The sequence below is a fragment of the Planosporangium spinosum genome (assembly GCF_049999945.1).
Classification (GTDB): Bacteria; Actinomycetota; Actinomycetes; order Mycobacteriales; family Micromonosporaceae; genus Planosporangium; species Planosporangium spinosum.
Window position 1 is genome coordinate 73,192 of the sequence record NZ_JBLYUB010000024.1, and the last position, 17,782, is coordinate 90,973.

General features: G+C 71.1%; 11 protein-coding genes and 2 pseudogenes. 8 read left to right on the forward strand and 5 right to left on the reverse strand.

What is annotated here, in order from left to right:
• The first annotated feature begins 37 nt into the window (after positions 1–37).
• Positions 38–958, forward strand: coding sequence for a PaaX family transcriptional regulator (locus ACNTMW_RS26410; protein ID WP_426636527.1), 921 nt, complete (start codon positions 38–40; stop codon positions 956–958).
• Between the two features lie 125 nt (positions 959–1,083).
• On the opposite strand, the gene boxB is transcribed toward ACNTMW_RS26410, so the two are convergent.
• From boxB to ACNTMW_RS26425, 3 genes are all read right to left on the reverse strand, one after another.
• On the reverse strand, positions 1,084–2,562 hold the full coding sequence (gene boxB / locus ACNTMW_RS26415) for a benzoyl-CoA 2,3-epoxidase subunit BoxB (protein ID WP_426636528.1): 1,479 nt from the start codon (positions 2,560–2,562) through the stop codon (positions 1,084–1,086).
• Positions 2,563–2,634: 72 nt separating this feature from the next.
• Positions 2,635–4,197 carry a phenylacetic acid degradation bifunctional protein PaaZ gene (gene paaZ / locus ACNTMW_RS26420; protein WP_426636529.1) on the reverse strand — a complete coding sequence of 521 codons (1,563 nt, stop codon included), beginning with the start codon at positions 4,195–4,197 and terminating at the stop codon, positions 2,635–2,637.
• Positions 4,194–4,529, reverse strand: coding sequence for a hypothetical protein (locus tag ACNTMW_RS26425; protein WP_426636530.1), 336 nt, complete (start codon positions 4,527–4,529; stop codon positions 4,194–4,196). The genes paaZ and ACNTMW_RS26425 overlap by 4 nt, the downstream gene beginning before the upstream one ends.
• Before the next feature lie 240 nt (positions 4,530–4,769).
• On the opposite strand from ACNTMW_RS26425, the pseudogene ACNTMW_RS26430 reads away from it, so the two are divergent.
• From ACNTMW_RS26430 to ACNTMW_RS26460, 7 genes and pseudogenes are all read left to right on the forward strand, one after another.
• A pseudogene (locus ACNTMW_RS26430) lies at positions 4,770–5,088 on the forward strand (IS30 family transposase); the annotation flags it as partial.
• Positions 5,089–5,288: 200 nt separating this feature from the next.
• Complete coding sequence (locus ACNTMW_RS26435; protein ID WP_426636531.1) at positions 5,289–5,696, forward strand: YciI family protein; 408 nt, start codon at positions 5,289–5,291, stop codon at positions 5,694–5,696.
• Positions 5,697–5,704: 8 nt separating this feature from the next.
• Positions 5,705–6,850 (forward strand): RNA polymerase sigma factor, encoded by a 1,146-nt coding sequence (locus tag ACNTMW_RS26440; protein ID WP_426636557.1) that lies wholly within the window; start codon positions 5,705–5,707, stop codon positions 6,848–6,850.
• 303 nt (positions 6,851–7,153) lie between these two features.
• Positions 7,154–7,990, forward strand: coding sequence for a CPBP family intramembrane glutamic endopeptidase (locus tag ACNTMW_RS26445; protein ID WP_426636532.1), 837 nt, complete (start codon positions 7,154–7,156; stop codon positions 7,988–7,990).
• Complete coding sequence (locus ACNTMW_RS26450; protein ID WP_426636533.1) at positions 7,987–9,141, forward strand: sensor histidine kinase; 1,155 nt, start codon at positions 7,987–7,989, stop codon at positions 9,139–9,141. Before ACNTMW_RS26445 ends, ACNTMW_RS26450 begins: the two co-directional genes overlap by 4 nt.
• A complete protein-coding gene (locus tag ACNTMW_RS26455; protein ID WP_426636534.1) occupies positions 9,138–9,797 on the forward strand; it encodes a response regulator in 660 nt (219 codons plus the stop codon). The genes ACNTMW_RS26450 and ACNTMW_RS26455 overlap by 4 nt, the downstream gene beginning before the upstream one ends.
• An 18-nt stretch (positions 9,798–9,815) precedes the next feature.
• Positions 9,816–9,914, forward strand: a pseudogene (locus ACNTMW_RS26460) (IS5/IS1182 family transposase); the annotation flags it as partial.
• A 234-nt stretch (positions 9,915–10,148) separates the two neighbouring features.
• Here the strand turns inward: ACNTMW_RS26460 and ACNTMW_RS26465 are convergent.
• Together ACNTMW_RS26465 and ACNTMW_RS26470 are read right to left on the reverse strand one after the other, a co-directional pair.
• Complete coding sequence (locus tag ACNTMW_RS26465) at positions 10,149–15,731, reverse strand: ATP-binding protein (RefSeq protein ID WP_426636535.1); 5,583 nt, start codon at positions 15,729–15,731, stop codon at positions 10,149–10,151.
• Positions 15,732–16,479: 748 nt separating this feature from the next.
• A complete protein-coding gene (locus ACNTMW_RS26470) occupies positions 16,480–17,478 on the reverse strand; it encodes an alcohol dehydrogenase catalytic domain-containing protein (protein ID WP_426636536.1) in 999 nt (332 codons plus the stop codon).
• Positions 17,479–17,782: the final 304 nt, after the last annotated feature.

The window sequence follows — 17,782 nt, forward strand, 5'->3', positions numbered from 1 at the left end:
GCGCCCTTTACCCACAGGTGCGACCTAACCTGGAAGAATGCGCGTCACGAAAATGTCGAACGACAGGAGAGCAGACGTGGCCTCGCGCCCACCGCGCACGGCGACCGGCCGGGCGGCCGAGCCGGCGGAACGCCAACGCGAGAAGGTGTCCGCCAGTGCACGCTCGATCCTGCTGACGGTCCTCGGCGAGTTCGTGCTTCCACGTGGGGGCGAGGTCTGGACGGGCACGCTGGTCGACGCGCTCGGCGCCCTGGACATCGAGGAGAAGTCCGCACGGCAGGCCCTCGCCCGCACCGCCGCCGAGGGTCTGCTCACCTCGACCCGGCACGGCCGGAGGGTGCGCTGGAACCTGACACCCGCCGGCGACCGGCTACTGCGGGAGGGTACCGACCGCATCTACGGCTTCATGCGCGGCCCGCACACGTGGGACGGCCGCTGGCTCGTCCTCACCGTCGGCGTACCGGAGACCCAGCGCCAGCTCCGCCACCGTCTGCGCACCCGACTGACCTGGCTCGGCCTGGGCTCGCCCGCCCCCAGTCTGTGGGTGGTGCCCGACGCGTCGAAGGAGGCCGCGGTCCGTGACATCATCCGCGAACTCGATCTCACCGACCGCGCGTACGCCTGGACGGGCCCGTCCGCCGGAATCGGCGACGCCGCCAAGCTGATCACGGACGCCTGGGATCTCGACGATGTGGAGAAGCGGTATCTGAGCTTCGTCGAACGCTTCGAGGGGCTGACGGTGTCGTCGGACCGGGAGGCGTTCGTCAACCAGGTGCTGCTCATCCAGGAGTGGCGGCGCTTCCCGTTCCTCGACCCCGACCTCCCCGCCGAACTGCTCGACCACGACTGGCCGGGCCCGCGGGCGGCGGCCGCCTTCCACGACCTGCACGACCGGTGGCACCGGCGCGCCCAGGACGAGTGGAACCGCATGGACGACAGCGCGGCCGCCCGGAACTGACCCGTTGCGGGCGCCATAGCCGGCGACCACGCCCGCCGCCGGGGAAGACATGCCCGCTTCGGGCGCACCGACCCGCCGCCCCTGCGCCGCCGTCGGCACAGGGGGGCGAGACCACAGCGGCAGGGTCAGACGAGCCCTTCCTCGGCCAGGTGGACGTAGTCGAACTCGACCGGCTGGTCGTTGATGCCGGTCTTCGGCGGGGCGATCCAGCCGGCGAACTTGCCGTACTCGTACTCGGGGACCATGAGCGCCGCCACGTTCTCGCGATCCTGCGGCGTGGGCAGCCACCCGCCGACCCGGGCCTGCCAGGCTGCCTCGTCGACGACCTCGCCCTGCGGGGTGACCCGGTGCCCGGCGTAGCCGCCGACCTTGCGGTTGAAGCCCTCGTGCGGCAGGTACAGCCGCTCGTCGAGGCCCGCGTCCTCGAGCGCCTGGTTCCAGCGGCGGACGCCGTTGGCGCAGTCGGCGACGTACTCGTCGCGCAGGTCGAGGTTGAGCGCGCTCAGCATCGGCACGGTCCTGGTCTTGATCTGGCCGCCGTCGACGTAGCGCATCTCGCGGGTGGCGTCGAGCAGCACGTGGTCGTCTTTGCGCCGGGTCTCCATCCAGCGGCCCTTCAGCCCCGAGGTGTAGTAGTTGCCCGCGTTGGTCGACTGCTCGGACCCGAACAGGTCCATCGAGACCGAGAACTGGAAGTTGAGGTACTTCTGGATCACGTCCAGCGGGATGCCACCGTACGGGAAGATGTCGGTGGTGCCGTGCTCCTTCATCAGCTCGGCGGTGCGCTCCACCGTCCGCTGCACGCCGGTGGTGCCCACGAACATGTGGTGGGCCTCCTCCTTGAGCATGAACTCGCACGTGCGCGCCAGCGGGTCGAAGGCCGACTCCTTGAGCGTGCCGAGCTGGTACTTGCCGTCCCGGTCGGTGAAGTACGTGAACATGAAGAACTGCAGCCAGTCGGTGGTCTCCTCGTTGAACGCGCCGAGGATGCGCGGCGCGTCGAGGTCACCGGAGTTGCGCTTGAGCAGCTGCTCGGCCTCCTCACGGCCCTCCCGGCCGAAGTAGGCGTGCAGCAGGTAGACCATCGCCCACAGGTGACGCCCCTCCTCCACGTTGACCTGGAAGAGGTTGCGCAGGTCGTAGATGCTCGGCGCGGTACGGCCGAGGATGCGCTGCTGCTCGACCGAGGCGGGCTCGGTGTCGCCCTGCACGACGATCAGCCGCATCAGGTCGGCCCGGTGCTCGCCCGGGACCTCCTGCCAGGCCGGCTCGCCCTTGTGCTTGCCGAAGTTGACCTTGCGGTCGGGGTCGCGCTCGGCGAGGAAGATGCCCCAGCGGTACTCGTCCATGGGCACGTGGTCGAAGTGTGCCCAGCCGTCCCGGCCGACGGCGATGGCCGTGCGCAGGTAGACGTCCTTGGTCGGCAGGGCCGGCCCGAGCTGCTTCCACCAGTCGAGGAACTTCGGCTGCCACCCTTCGAGCGCGCGCTGCAGGCGCCGGTCACTGGCGAGGTCGACATTGTTGGGGATGCGCTCGCTGTAGTCCACCCGGCTGAGCGGACCGGTAGGCGTGGGAGCGGCACCGGTACGGGAGTCGATGCTCATCGTTGCTCTCCTGTCACTGGAGGTACGAAAAAGTTCTACGATCAGTTGGCGGTGGTGCACGTAATACGTCGGCTATCGTTCGATCGCCGCGATCGCCTCAAGGACAGCGGGGCCGCCCTGTACGGCGGTGCGCTGGAGGTGGGCGTAGACGGCCCGCAGGCCGCCCTCCTCTTCGCCGCCACCGGCACGGCCTGGTCCACCGTGGACGAGCTGGGGCATCGGGGTACCGTGCCCGGTGGACTCCCCCGCGCTGTCGCGGTCGAGTACGAGGATGCGGCCGTGGTGGGCGGCCGCCCCGAGCACGACCTCGCGGACGAAGTCCCGGTCGTAGGAGACGACCGAGCCGGCCAGGGATCCCTCGCCGCGGGCGACCAGGTCGAGCAGGTCGCCGACGCCGCGGTACGGCAGGAGCGTGCTCACCGGCCCGAACGCCTCCACCTCGTGCGGCTCCGGGCGGGCCACGTCGTCCACCCGCACCAGCAGCGGTGAGAGGAACGCGCCGCGCTCGGCGTCGGCCCCGACCACGTCGCACTTGTCCGGGTCTCCGTACACGATCGATCCCGCCGAGGCGAGCCGCGCGGCCGCGGCCCGCACGTCGTCGCGCTGGGCGAGGCCGACGAGCGCGCCCATGGTCACGCCCGGCGCGCCCGGCGCGCCCACGACCACCGTCGCGAGCCGGGCCTCGACGGCCTGCGACACGGCGTCGAGAAGGTTCGCCGGTACGAACGCGCGGCGGATAGCGGTGCACTTCTGCCCGGCCTTGACCGTCATCTCGGTGACGAGGGCGTCGGCGAACAGCTCGAACTCCGGCTGTCCCGGTACGGAATCGGGGCCCAGGATCGAGCAGTTGAGCGAGTCGGCCTCGGCGTTGAAGCGCGCCGAGCGGACGGTGACCGTGGGGTCGGTGCGCAGCCGGGCGGCCGTGGCCGCCGATCCGGTGAACCCGATGTGGTCCTGGCCGCCGAGCAGGTCGAACACGCCGGAGATGCCGCCACTGACGAGCTGGAGCGCGCCCGGCGGAAGCACACCCGACTCCTCGATGATCCGCACGGCGTGCGCGGCGATGTACGCCGTCGGCGTCGCCGGCTTGACGATGGTCGGCAGCCCGGCGAGCAGCGCGGGGGCGAGCTTCTCGAGCATGCCCCAGACCGGAAAGTTGAACGCGTTGATCTGCAGCGAGATCCCGCGCGGGGTGGTCAGGATGTGCCGGCCCGCGAACGCGCCGCCCTTGCCCAGCGGCACCGGGTCGTCCTCGACGATCAGCGTGTGGTCGGGCAGGCCCTTGCGGCCGAGGCTTGCGTAGACCAGCGCGGTGCCGATGCCTCCGTCGACGTCGACGGCTGCGTCGCGCCGGGTCGCGCCGGCCCGCGCCGACAGGTCGTACAGTTCCTGCTTGCGCTCCTGCAGCGCCATCGCGACCGACTTGAGTACGGCGGCCCGCTGGGGGAAGGTGAGTTCGCCGAGCACCGCCAGGCCGGTCCGGCGCGCGTACGCCACGGCCGCGGCGAGGTCGAGCCCCTCGCTGCTGACCCGGGTGACGCGCTCGCCCGTCACGGCGTCGGCGACCGGGGCACCCTCGCCGCCACCGCTGCGCCAGGTGCCCTCGAGGTAGCTCGGCAACGTCTCGATGCTCACGATTCGCTCCAGTCATAGCAGCCCTTGCCGGTCTTTCGCCCCAGATGGCCCTGCTCGACGAGGCGTACGAGCAGGGCGTGGGCCTTGGCCGCGGCGTACGTGCTGTGCCTGGTCGGGGCGAGCGCGGCGAGGACGCCCTCCTCGGTGGTGGCCTCCGACTTGACCGGCGCGACCACTCCGCCGTCCGCACGGATCTCCGCAGCAAGGGACTCGGCGCGGTCCGGGTGCTGCAGGTAGCCGATGGCGACCGCATGGGTCCGGGCCAGCCGGTGGCTCACCGCAGCGCCGATACCGCCCGCTCCACCGAGCAACAAGGCGCTGGACGCAGTCATGACCATCCCCCACTGAGACGTACGTGCACCCTCCAAACCTGCCACACTTTTGTTGCGCAGCGAAAGAGATTCGTAGCAAAATTTTCCCGCGGCCGACGCCCGCCGGCCGGCGCGGACGCCCGGGCTGCCGTTGTGCAGGCTGCTTCCTGCTGCTCGGCGGCGGGTGGCCGGTGACGACGCAGACCCCGCGCCCGGCGGCCGCGTGCGCCTACGCGACCCGGACGATCGCGCATCGCCCAGTTGTCGGCGGCGATGGCCGGCCTGCCGGACCAACCGCGCCGGTCGCTGACCTGGGACCAGGGCATCGAGATGGCCCGCCATGCCCAATTCAGCATCGCCAGCGGCTGCCCGGTCTACTTCTGCGACCCCCATTCGCCCTGGCAGCGCGGCAGCAACGAAAACACCAACGGCCTCCTGCGCCAGTACTACCCAAAGGCAAATTCGACGTCCGCGCCGTCACCCAGCGTCAACTCGACGCCGTCGCCGTCGAACTCAACGGCCGCCCCGCCAGACCCTGGGATGGCAGACTCCCGCTGAGAAGCTCAACCGCTTCTCAGCGGGAGCGCTGCAACGACGGATTGAAACCGCCCTCACCCTTCGCGCCAGGCGGTGGACCCGGACACCACGAGATGGCTCGCCCGGGCTCATCCATCAGAGCCCCAAAAAAGTTCGGACGGTGATGTCGAGAACCCGTGACTGGCTCCGTCCCCGCGGTGAACGCGACCACAATGGGTCGCACCAGCATCGAGGAGAACCAAGATGGCTAAGTACTTGCTGCTCAAGCACTACCGCGGCGCTCCGGCTCCGGTCAACGACGTGCCGATGGACCAGTGGACGCCGGAGGAGATCTCGGCCCACGTGCAGTACATGCACGACTTCGCGGCCCGGCTCGAAGCGACCGGCGAGTTCGTCGACGGTCAGGCACTCGCCCCCGAGGGCACGTTCGTCCGGTACGACGGCGAGGGCCGCCCGCCGGTCACGGACGGTCCGTTCGCTGAGACCAAGGACCTCATCGCCGGCTGGATGGTGATCGACGTCGACAGCTACGAACGCGCCGTCGAACTGGCCGGTGCCCTGTCGGCCGCTCCTGGGGCGGGCGGGAAGCCGATCCACGAGTGGCTCGAGCTGCGCCCGTTCCTGACCGCGCCGCCCACCATCACGGAGTGACTCCACAGGTGAACGAGGCCCTGCTCCGGAGCCTCACGCCAGGCGTGCTCGGAATCCTCGTCCGCCGCGGAGCCGACTTCGCGGCGGCCGAGGACGCCGTGCAGGACGCGCTGGTCGAGGCGGTGCGCGTCTGGCCGGCCGATCCGCCGCGAGACCCGAAGGGCTGGCTGGTCACCGTGGCCTGGCGCAAGTTCCTCGACGCGACCCGAACGGACGCCGCCCGCCGCCGGCGTGAGGACCTCGTCGACGCGGAGCCGGCACCCGGGCCCGCGCCCGCGGCCGACGACACGCTCCAGCTCTACTTCCTGTGCGCCCACCCGTCGCTGACGCCGTCGTCCGCGGTCGCGCTCACGCTGCGCGCCGTCGGCGGGCTGACCACCCGCCAGATCGCCCAGGCCTACCTGGTGCCCGAGGCGACCATGGCGCAGCGCATCAGCCGGGCCAAGCGGACCGTCTCCGGCGTGCGGTTCGACCAGCCCGGCGACGTCGCCACCGTGCTGCGCGTCCTCTACCTGGTCTTCAACGAGGGCTACTCCGGCGACGTCGACCTCGCCGCCGAGGCCATCCGGCTCACCCGGCAGCTCGCGGCCGCGATCGACCACCCCGAGGTCGCGGGGCTGCTCGCCCTCATGCTGCTCCACCACGCGCGGCGCGCCGCCCGAACCGCGCCCGACGGCAGCCTCGTGCCGCTCGCCGACCAGGACCGCAGCCGGTGGGACACCCAGCTGATCGCCGAGGGCGTCGACGTCCTGCAGACGGCTCTCGCCCGGGACCGGCTGGGCGAGTTCCAGGCCCAGGCTGCCATCGCGGCCCTCCACGCTGACGCGCCCACCGCCGAAGAGACCGACTGGGTGCAGATCGTCGAGTGGTACGACGAGCTCACGCGCCTGACCGACAGCCCGGTCGTCCGGCTCAACCGCGCGGTGGCTGTCGGCGAGGCCGACGGACCGCGTGCCGGCCTGGCCGCGCTCGCGGCGCTGGACGACTCACTGCCCCGCCACACCGCGGTGGCGGCGTACCTCCACGAGCGCGACAGCGACCTGGCGACGGCGGCACGGCTGTACGCCGAGGCGGCCCAGAAGTCACCTAACCTCGCCGAGCGCGACCACCTGACGCGCCAGGCCGCCCGGCTCAACTCCCGCCGGTGTCGATGACGGGTCGCGCTCAGAATTTCCCGCAGCACGTGGTGCGGCCCGGCGGCCAGAGCGAGCGCGTGCAACGGTGGCTCACCGTTGCACAAGCGATCATCCCCGATGCCACCTCGGCTACAACTGCCGTCGACCCCACGGCGCCCGCACCAGCGCTATCGCCGCCCAGCGGGGCTGTCACATGCAGCCGGTCCCCCGTGCGAGCTACCTGCAGGTGTCCACCGCGTGGTGACGATATCCGGTCCGCTGATCCATAGCGTTCGACGTGTCCGCGCAAGCGCCGCGGGGAATTCGGACGAAGGAGTTGTCATGCGACTGGTGAAGCAGCTTGCGGCCGTCGCGGTGGTCGCCCTCATCGGTAGCCAGGCCGTCGCCGCCGCCCACTGGAACACTCCCCTCACCCTGGTGCTGGGGGCGGCGACGGCGGTGCTGTCGGTCTTCGCGTACGCCTGGATCGTGCGCCGAACCGAGCGCCGTGACCCGGTCGAAGTCTCGCGAAAGGGCGCCCTCGGCGCCCTGAGCCGTGGCCTGCTGGTCGGCGTCGGCATGTTCCTGGCAGTCATCGTCAACATCGCGTTCCTGGGCGACTACACGGTGGTCGGGTGGGGGTCGGCGGCAGGAGCGGTGGCACTGTTCGGCTTCACCGCCGGGGCGGCGGTGACCGAGGAGCTGATCTTCCGCGGCATCCTGTTCCGGATCGTCGAGGGACGCTTCGGCACCTGGCTGTCGCTGGTCCTGACCAGCCTGCTGTTCGGGCTGTCGCACCTGTTCAACCCGCATGCGACGATCTGGAGCGCGCTCGCTATCGCGATCGAGGCGGGCGGCATGCTGGCCGCCGCGTACGCCGCCACCCGCAACCTGTGGGTGCCGATCGGCCTGCACTTCGGCTGGAACTTCGCCGAGGGTGCGATCTTCGGCACCGATGTCTCCGGCAAAAGCGCCCCGGAAGGTCTGCTGCACGGCGCGCTCTCCGGCCCGACGGCGCTCAGCGGTGGCGAGTTCGGGCCCGAGGCGAGCGTGTACACCCTGGTGGCCGGTGTACTGCTGACTGTCGCCTTCATGTGGCTGGCCCGTCGGCGTGGCCACGTGGTGCCGCTGCGGAAGCGCGCGGTTCCAGCCCCGGCGAACGCTACTCTCGTCGCGTGATCGGCCTCCGGCACATCCCGGACCGGTGGCGGCAGTTCGACGTCACGGTCCGGGATCTCCCGTTTGCCCTGCTGATCGCCGTGGCGTCGCTGATGCCGTCGGTGAACAGTCACGGGACCCAGCTCGGCGAGCTGCCGACCCGGCCGCTGGACGCACTCGCGGTCTGGATGGTCGCGCTGGAGGCGCTCCCGCTCGCCCTACGCCGGCGCTGGCCGGTCGTCTGTCTCACCCTGGTGTCGATCGGTTTCGCGGTCGACCAACTCCGCGGCTACCACACCGTGGCGACGATCGCCTTACCGATCGCGCTGCTGAACGCGGGTCTGCACGCGGAACGCCACCGGCGGCGCACGATGGTCCTGGCCACCGCCGCGTACGTCCTGCTGGCGGTCGCTCTCGACCGCCGCGGCTCGTCGGAGGGCCTGGCCGGGTTCACGACCTTCTTTCTGGCGCTCGCCATCGCCTGGGGCGCCGGGGCCTGGCTGCGGCTGTCCCGGGCCGCCGAAGCCGAGCGCCGGAGCCACGTCGCCGAGGCCGCTCGGACCGCCGAACGCACCCGCATCGCGCGTGAACTGCACGATGTCGTGGCCCACCACGTGACGGCGATGGTCGTGCAGGCCGAGGCGGCGCGCTACCTGACCGCCGCCCCGGGACGGCTGGACCAGGCGCTGAGCGCGATCACCGACACCGGCCGGCGGGCCGTCACCGACCTGCGGCACCTGCTCGACCTGCTCAACCCCGACCATGGAACCGAGCCACGCACACCGGCGGTCGGTGAGCTTCACGACCTGGTGGAGCAGACCCGGCGGGCCGGGCAGCCGGTGGAGTTCGTCGAGGAGGGTGGGCCGGCCGAGCACATCGGCAGCGCCGAGGCGACGATCTACCGGGTGGTGCAGGAGGCCCTTACGAACGCGCTCAAGTACGCCCACGGCAGCCGCACCACCGTCCACCTCCAGCACGGCGCAAGGGAGATCAGCGTGCAGGTCAGCACCGACGGGTCGAGCACGCACGCCGCGTCGCCCGGCGGAAGTGGTCGCGGCCTGGCCGGGCTCCGGGAACGGGTCGCGGTGCTCGGCGGCGAGTTCAGCGCCGGCCGGCGGGAAGGCGGCGGTTTCGTCGTGACCGCTCGGATCCCCGTCGGGAGCGCGTCGTGACGGCGCCGATCCGGGTCCTGGTCTGCGACGACCAGGCGCTGATCCGGACCGGGTTCGCGACGATCATCGACGCCCAGCCCGACCTCGAGGTGGCCGGCGAGTGCGGGGACGGCCGGGCCGCGGTCGACCTGGCCGCCCGGCTGCGCCCGGACGTGGTCGTGATGGACGTACGGATGCCGGTGCTCGACGGCATCGACGCCACCCGTCTGCTGGCCGGCGCCGGGGTGGCCGACCCGGTCAAGGTGCTCGTGGTGACCACGTTCAACCTCGACGAGTACGTCTACGACGCGCTGCGCGCCGGGGCCAGCGGTTTCCTGCTCAAGGACGCCCCGCCGGCCCAGTTGCTGCACGGCATCCGCACCGTGGCCTCCGGAGCCGCGCTGCTGGATCCGGACGTTACCCGTCAGCTCGTCGGCCGGTACGCGGCCCGGATCCGCCCCGCCGATCCGATGTCGACCGACGCCTCCCTCACTCCTCGCGAGCTCGAGGTGCTCCGACTGATCGCCAACGGCCTGTCCAACCGCGAGATCGCCGCGGCCCTGGTGATCAGCCAGGAGACCGTCAAGACATACGTGTCCCGGATTCTTACCAAGCTGGATCTGCGGGATCGCGTGCAGGCGGTCGTCTATGCGTATCGTCGAGGGCTGGTGACCTGAACGCCCGAGTCTTACGACCGCACCCGGTGGCGGCGCCTCCCACCCGGCCGCCACGCCCTGCTCGCCCTCGCGCATTCGCGTAACGGCGCCACCTACACCCGCCTGGCCGCCGGGTTCGCCGCCGCCTTCGATGCCAGGGTTTTGACACCCCACAGGCCAGTGTCGACAACCGCCCGGCGACGTCCCCGGCGCCGCGACTGACGGCTGCGGCACGTGGCCGACATCGGGGGACGTCAGCTATCGACTCGTGAGGTTCTGGATAGTGTGAGCGCCGAGGGGGCATGGATGCCCCCTCGGCCGCCCATTCACCGGTACACCTGGATCACGGCTGTCACTGCCCTACTGACAGCGTCACGCATTCATGAGGCCACGCTCGATGGCCGCGATGATCTGCGGGCGCAGTTCCTCAGGCCGGATAATGGCGTCCACGGAGCCGACCTCGACCGCGCGCTGGATGCTGTGCACGCCGTCGAACTCGGCGGCCACCTCGCCCAGCTTCTCCGCCCGGACCGTGGCCCGGACATCCATGAGCTGCGTGACCAGTGCCGCCCGCTCCCCGCCGGTCGCCGCGGCGACGCGCGCCTCCAGTTCGGCCACCCGGGTATCCTTCGCCGTGCGCGCGTTGACGTCGCCCGCGAACACCACGGCCGCCGCGGGCGCCCCGCCGATGACGGACGCGAACGAGCCCTCCACGGCCAGTACGGTCATGTTCGGGTTGAGCGCCTTGGAGAACACCACGAACGCGCCGCCGTGATACCGCGAGATCACGCAGAAGACGATCGGCCCGTCGAAGTTCACGATCGCCCGGCCGATCTCCGCGCCGTACTCCAGCTGCAACTTCCGCATCGACTCCGGCGAGCCGTCGAACCCGGACAGGTTCGCCAGCACGACCAGCGGCCGGTTCCCGCTGGCCGCGTTGATCGCCCGCGCGGCCTTCTTGGACGAGCGCGGGAACAGGGTGCCCGCGGTGTAGGTGTCCGGGCCGTCGGTGGGCGGGAATCCACGCCGCGGCACCGGCCGGGACTCGATGCCGAGCAGGCACACCGGGATGCCGCCGAGGTGCACGTCCTGCACGACGGCGGTCTCGGCGTCGGCCATGCCCGCCCAGCGCTCCAGGATCACATGATCCTGGTCGGCCAGGGCTCGCATCAGCGTGCGGATGTCGAACGGCTTCTTGCGATCGGGGTTGTGTTCACGGGAGAAGATCTCGCCGACGGTCGTGAAATCGCTGTCCGGCACCGCATGCGGGTAGCTGGAGATGTCGCGGTCGACCGGGTCGGACGTGGCCGCCCGGCGCGGCCGGGTCTCGCCGGGCGCGATGTAGGTGTGGTCGTAGTGCGCCATCAGCAGGTCGCGGGCGGCCCGCAGGTCCGGCGCCCAGTACTGGGCCTGGCCGTTGGGGCCCATCACCCGGTCGTAGCCGCCGATGCCGAAGTTGTCCTCGGCGGACACCCCGCCGGAGAAGTCCAGCGACTGCTTGCCGGTCAGCACCATCGCCGAGTCCGGGGTCATCACCAGGATTCCCTTGGTGTGCATGAGCATCGTGGCTTCGGCGTTCCAGTACGGCTGGGCACCGACGTTGATGCCCGCGACCACGATGTTGATCTCGCCGCCGGCTTGCGTGAACTCCACGATCCGCTTGAGCGCGGCGGCCACCCAGTCCATGTTCTCGGTGCCCGAACCCATGGAGATCCGCGCGCCCGCCGACAGCGCGAACCAGTCGACCGGTACGCGCATCCGCTCGGCCAGGTCGAGCGCGGCGATCACCCGTGCACATTCCGGCTCGGCCAGTGCGCCGAGCGCCTTGGTCGGGTCGCCGAGCAGCGCCACCCGCGTGACGCCTTCGGGGTACCGCTCGGTCGGCGTGCTCACCACACCGGCGACGATGCCCGCCTTGTTCTGCCCCTTCGGCCGCTCGACCGGGGCCAGTTCGCCGGTGTCGTCCAGGTCGTACTCGGTGAAGCTGCCGTGCTGGCCGGCGAGCATCTCGGTCAGCTCGTACGGGTACGTCGTGCCGCGCCGCCGTGCCGAGAGCACCTTCTGGCGGTAGTCGTCGAGTGGCTGGATCGGCTCGGTCGACGGCTGCGTGACCGACATCTGCATGCCCGCGTCGTAGGAGACCTGGACCGCGATGTCGGTCAGCTCACCGGTGGCCACGTCGCGCTGGCGGCCGAGGAACAGGACCTCCTCCAGACCTGCGTCGGCCGTGATCGGCAGCAGGCGGTGGGCGACCGCGTCCAGCTCCTCCATGCTCAGTTCGTTCGACGGCCAGGCGTAGATGGTGATCCGGTTGGTGTCGAACCGCTTCTTCGTCGGCCGCTGCGCCTGGACCTTGCGGATCGCGTCGACGCACGCCTCCAGCGCGCCCTCGACGGCGGGCAGCGCGAGGATCCGGCCGTCGGCGTCGCGCAGCGGGGTCAGGTCGCGGACCTGGGCCATCGCCGCCAGCCGCTCGTCGGCCGGGTTGTTCGGGGCGACGCAGTGGAAGAGGTAGACCTCTTCGTCCGCCGACGGCAGCCGGGTCAGGTCGAAGTTGCGCAGCCGCGGCAGTTGCAGGCGCTCGGCGATCTGCGGGTGCAGCCCGCGGATGACCCGGTCCTCCCCCAGGCCCGGCCGGAACGTGAAGTGGTGGTGCATCTCGGCGCCGTTTCGCCCGGCCACCGATATCGTCACCCGCTGGAGCCCGTCCAGCAGCCCGGCGCGGTCGAGGTGCTCCCGCAGGGTCGCGGCCATCGTGTCCGCATCGGGCTGGTCGGTCCAGGTCAGGTACACATCGGCGACCGACGGCTCCGCGTCGGAGCGGTCACCGGCCAGTCCGGCGACCGTTTCCAGGGTCGCTGGCAACTCGCCGAAGTCCGTGGCCGTCACGATCAGCCGGATGCGCTCGCCGTCGACCGTTCCGGGTCGCGGCGCGGCGTCAGCGACTGCTCCGGGTCGGAGCAGTCGAGAGCCGAGCCGGAATGGTCGTAGGTCGTACTCCGCGGTGAAGAACGCATGCCCGGCCACCTCGACGGATCGCGTGTCGCCCGCGCCGCGGTTGCCGTAGTAGCGGCGGCTGAGCACCTCGAGCATCGGGCCGTGGTCAGCGCCCGGCTGGCCGATGCGTTGGCCGAGCAGCCGGACCAGTGGCTCGGGCGAGGCGACCATCTTCGCGATCCGCTCGGCGCGGTCGGCCGCGCCGGGGTTGGCGTCGAGGTAGCGAAGGTGGCGACGGACGTCCGCGTACACCTCGGCACGCTTGCGGCGCAGCATCGGCTGGGCGGCCCAGCGGAACACGATGCTGCGGGCCAGATCGCCGACCACCGGGAACCGGCGCTGGGTGGCGAAGACCAGGTGCTCCAGCGCCTGGCCGACCAACTCGCGCAGGCCGCCGCCGGGCAGCGGCTCGGTCAGCCACCGCTGCAGGAGCGCGACGATCACGGAGACATCGGCCGAAGTCCGTTGCTGGGCGAGGAAGATCCGGAACACGGCCTCTTCCAGCGCGGGCGCGCGCTCGAAGTCCTCGACCCCGTAGTGGGCGAGTACCCGGGCGAGCCGGTTGCGGAAGGCGTCCGGCAGCGCGGCGCGCTCGACGTCGAGGCTCTGCAGGTAGGTGTGGAAGTACTCGCGCGGACTGTGCACCCGGGTGTCGGCCTTGGTCTCCTCGCCTGCCGGCCGGTTGCGGCTGAGCTCGGACAGGTCGGCGAACACCTGCAGCAGCTCGACCTCCTGTTCGAACGGACGGTGGGTGAGCTCGGCCCGCGCGGCCAGGTAGTCCGACAGCGTCCGGCGCTCGTCGCGGGGGTCGAGGTCGTAGCCGAGCAGCAGGCTGCGCAGGTCGGCGATGCCGCGCGCGACCCGGGCCTCGGCGGACAGGCCGGTCGGCTCGGGCGGCAGCGCCAGGTCGACGGCCGCGTTCTGCGTGGCTCCGCCCGTGGCCCCAGCGGCGGCGTCGCCGACCGGCTCCAGGCGCAGCAGCGGCGCGGCGGTCTCCACCTGGCTACCGACGGAGACCAGACATTCCCGCAGCTGCGCCTTGAACGGCGCGCGCAGCACGGTCTCCATCTTCATGCTTTCCAGGACGAGCACGGGCGCGCCCGCCTCGACCTCGTCCCCCACTTGGAGGGGGGTCGCGACGACCAGCGCGGGCGCGGGGGAGCGCAGCACGCCGCCCTCGTCGCGGCTGACCCGGTGCGTGACGCCGTCCACCTCGACCAGGTGGATGGGCCCGTGCGTGTCGGTGACGAGCCGGTACCGCCGGCCGTTGACCAGAATCCGGCCGGTGTGCTCGTCGAACCGCTCGAGCTCGGCGTCCACGGTGGATGCCTGTCCGATGCCGACGCGGAAGCGGCGCGGTCCGGTCTGCGCGACGGTCACCCGGTAACTCGCGCCGCGGAGCTTGAGGTCGATCGGCCGGCCGCTGGAGTGCTGGACCTGCGGGCGGCCGCCGTGCGCGGTGGACAGCAGCCGCTGCCGCTCGACGATTGCTTCGTCCTCGTACGCCTCGATCGCGGCTGCGGCCAGCGCGATGCCGGAGTGCCTGGTGGAGACCAGGCGGCCCTGCGCGCGGACCCGGTCGATCCAGCCGGTGTCCGCGCTGGCGTCGATCACCTCGGGCTGGTCGAGCAGGTCGAGCAGGAAGCTCTTGTTGGTGGCGCCACCCTCGATGATCACGGTGGTGTCGGCGACCGCGCGACGCAGCCGGCCGAGCGCCTCGTCGCGGGTGCGGCCATAGGCGATGATCTTGGCGATCATCGAGTCGAAGTCGGCCGGGATCACGTCGCCCTCGCTGACCCCGGTGTCCACCCGGATGCCAGGGCCGCTGGGTAGCGTCATCCGGACGATCCGGCCGGGCGACGGCGCGAAGTCGCGGTCGGGGTCCTCGGCGTTGAGTCTGGCCTCGACGGCATGTCCGGCCTCGGCCGGACCCTGCCAGCCGGTTCGCTCCGCAGGCTGCGCGAGCAGGTCGCCGAGCCGACCGCCGGCGGCCACGTGGATCTGGGCCTTGACCAGGTCGAAGTCGGTGGTGGCCTCGGTGATCGGATGCTCGACCTGCAGCCGGGTGTTGACCTCGAGGAAGGCGAACAGCTTATCGCCCGGGTGGTAGAGGAACTCGACGGTGCCCGCGCCGCGGTAGTCCACGGCCAGCGCGAGCCGCTCGGCCGCCGCCTTCAGCTCGCGGGTCTGCTCGGGGGCGAGCACGGGGGACGCGGACTCCTCGATGACCTTCTGGTTGCGCCGCTGCACCGAGCAGTCCCGCACCCCGAGCGCCCAGGCGGTGCCCTGGCCGTCGGCGATCACCTGCACCTCGACGTGCCGCGCGCCGGTGACCAGGCGTTCCAGGAACACGACGCCGCTGCCGAACGCACGCTCAGCCTCCAGGCTGGTGCGCTCGTAGGCGTCGGTGAGCTCCTCGTCGCTGCGGACGACCCGGATGCCCCGCCCGCCACCGCCCGCGGTCGCCTTGAGCATCAGCGGGTAGCCGATCTCGGCTGCCGCGCGTCTGGCCGCTTCCAGGCTCTCCACCGCGCCGCGGCTCCAGGGCGCCACCGGGACGCCGACCTCCTCGGCGATCAGTTTCGCGCCGATCTTGTCACCGAGCGCGCGCATCGCGTCGGCGCTCGGGCCGATGAAAGTGACCCCGATCTTCTCGCAGAGCTCAGCGAAGGCCGGGTCTTCGGCGACGAAGCCCCAGCCCACCCACGCCGCGTCCGCACGCGTCTCCGCCAGCGCCCGTTCGAGGAGGTCGTGGTTCAGGTAGGGGCGCGCCGACGCGGGCCCGAGGCAGTAGCTGTGGTCCGCTTCGCGGACGAACGTGGCGGTGCTCTCGGCGTCGGTGTAGAGCGCGACGGTCTCGATCGGCGGGGCCCCGGTCTCGGCGTTGAGCTCGCGGACGGCGTGGATCAGCCGCATCGCGGCCTCTCCCCGGTTGACGATGGCGATGCGGCTGAACACCGAGTAAGCCTCCACAGGGTTCGTTCACAACTGAACGGGGACCACCTCCGGGCAGGGATCCCCGTCAACAACCTTCACCACTACCGCCCGGTATGGAAACCGTTGGACCCACCATTTGAGGAGAGCGGAAGTTGTGGAGACCCGACAACTCCGTATGTCGAAATACCTGCGGTGGTCCGCGTCACGCGGAACCCTGCGTCTGTCCGTACCGATGACGACGGTCAGCCAGACCTCAGAGAACCGACTCAGGCCGTCAGCCGTGACGGGATCCACTCGATCTGGGCACCCGATTGGCCGGACCTCGGTGAGCACGGTCCTGGCGCGGGTGCCGTTACCGGAATTGCCGCCGATCCAGCCGGCTGGATCGTGTGTCGGTGGGGTCGGCCTGGGGCGCGGTGCCGCATTGCTGCCCGCCCGCTTCCCCAGGCCGCCCGCCCGAACCGGACATGCGACTCTCACCGCATCCGGCTCTCCACGGCCTCATGCCGCTGGGGATGATGCGGGCTGTGACCAGGGAGTGGGATGTGGTAGCCAAGCCAGCGGCCGTGAACGGTGGCGACCGGGCGGGGATCCGAGCGGCCGCACCGGTTCTTGTTCAACGGCCTACGTCCGCAACGCCTCACCTGCGGTAGGGGTGTCGGGAAACTCCCGGAAGCGGCGGACCTTGCCGTCGCACCTCTCGGATGCCCGCTGCGTCACCGTCCACCCGTCCGAATGAAACGTACTCAGGCGGAACGAAAGATCCAGGTTATACGGTGAGCACGATCCGGAAACGCGCCTGCCCGGCCATCATCTTCTCGTAGGCACGGTCCGCCTCCTCCAAGGGCATCGTCTCCACCATCGGCCGCACGCCCGTCAGGGCGGCGAAGCGTAGCGTGTCCTCGCTGTCCTTGCCGGTGCCGGACGCGTGGCCGGCGACCATCCGACTGTCCTGGATGAGGTCGCCCGCGGAAATCTGCAGCGGTTCGGCGGGAACGCCCACCACGACCAGCCGGCCGCGTGGCCGCAGGCCACCCACGACCGCCGTCGTGGCCACGGAGCTGGTGACCGTGGACAGCACGGTGCGGGCGCCGCCCAGCCGCATCAGGTCGACAGCGACGTCGACACGCCTGCTGTCCAGATAATGATGCGCGCCGAGCTGCCGGGCGAATTCGGCCTTCTCCTCGCCGCGGGCGACGGCCACCACCTCGAAGCCCATCTTGTTGGCGAACTGCACGCCGAGATGGCCGAGCCCACCCAACCCGACGATGGCGACCAGGTCGCCCGCCCGCGCGCCACTTTCGCGTAGCCCGCTGAAAGTGGTGACCCCGGCGCACATCAGCGGCGCGGCCTCGATGTCGGATAGCTCGTCCGGCACGGCCGCAAGAGCGTCGGCCGGAGCGAGAACGTAATCGGCATAGCCACCATCGGCCGACAGCCCGGTGACCCTCCCGGCGCTGCAGGAGATGAAGTCGCCTTCTCGGCAGGGCGTACACGTGAAGCAGGCGCCGCCGAACCACCCGATACCGGCACGCTGGCCGACGTGCCACTGCGTCACGCCCTCACCAACGGCCTCGACCGTGCCCGCTACCTCGTGCCCGAGCACCCGGGGGTAGGTGCTGGCCATGCCGTCCTTGGCCATAGCGTCGCTGTGGCAGACGCCGCAGGCAGCGGTTCGCACCAGGACCTGCCAGCGTCCGGGCTGCGGGACCGCCCGCTCGACCAGCTCGAAGTCCGCCCCAGGCTTGGGCACCTGTACTGCGTGCACTCCCGCTCCCTTCGGGGCCACCAGCTGTGCCTCGAAGACGTGAGTTCTACCCGACCCCTCGTCGCCTTAACCCCAATAGGTGACCCCCACAGGCTCAGCACCTGCGACACACGGCATTAGGAACTGCCGATCAACAGCCGGCGGTGACCCGGTGACCCGCTTCCCCGCCGGTCACGACCCGGTCACCGTGGTTATCGCCGTTGGCCGCCACATCGGGCACGCAACGGGCACGACCGAAACGCAGCGTCCACCTCGACCACGCGGATTCGCGTTACGCCGGCGGTGCCCAACCACGCCCGGTCAG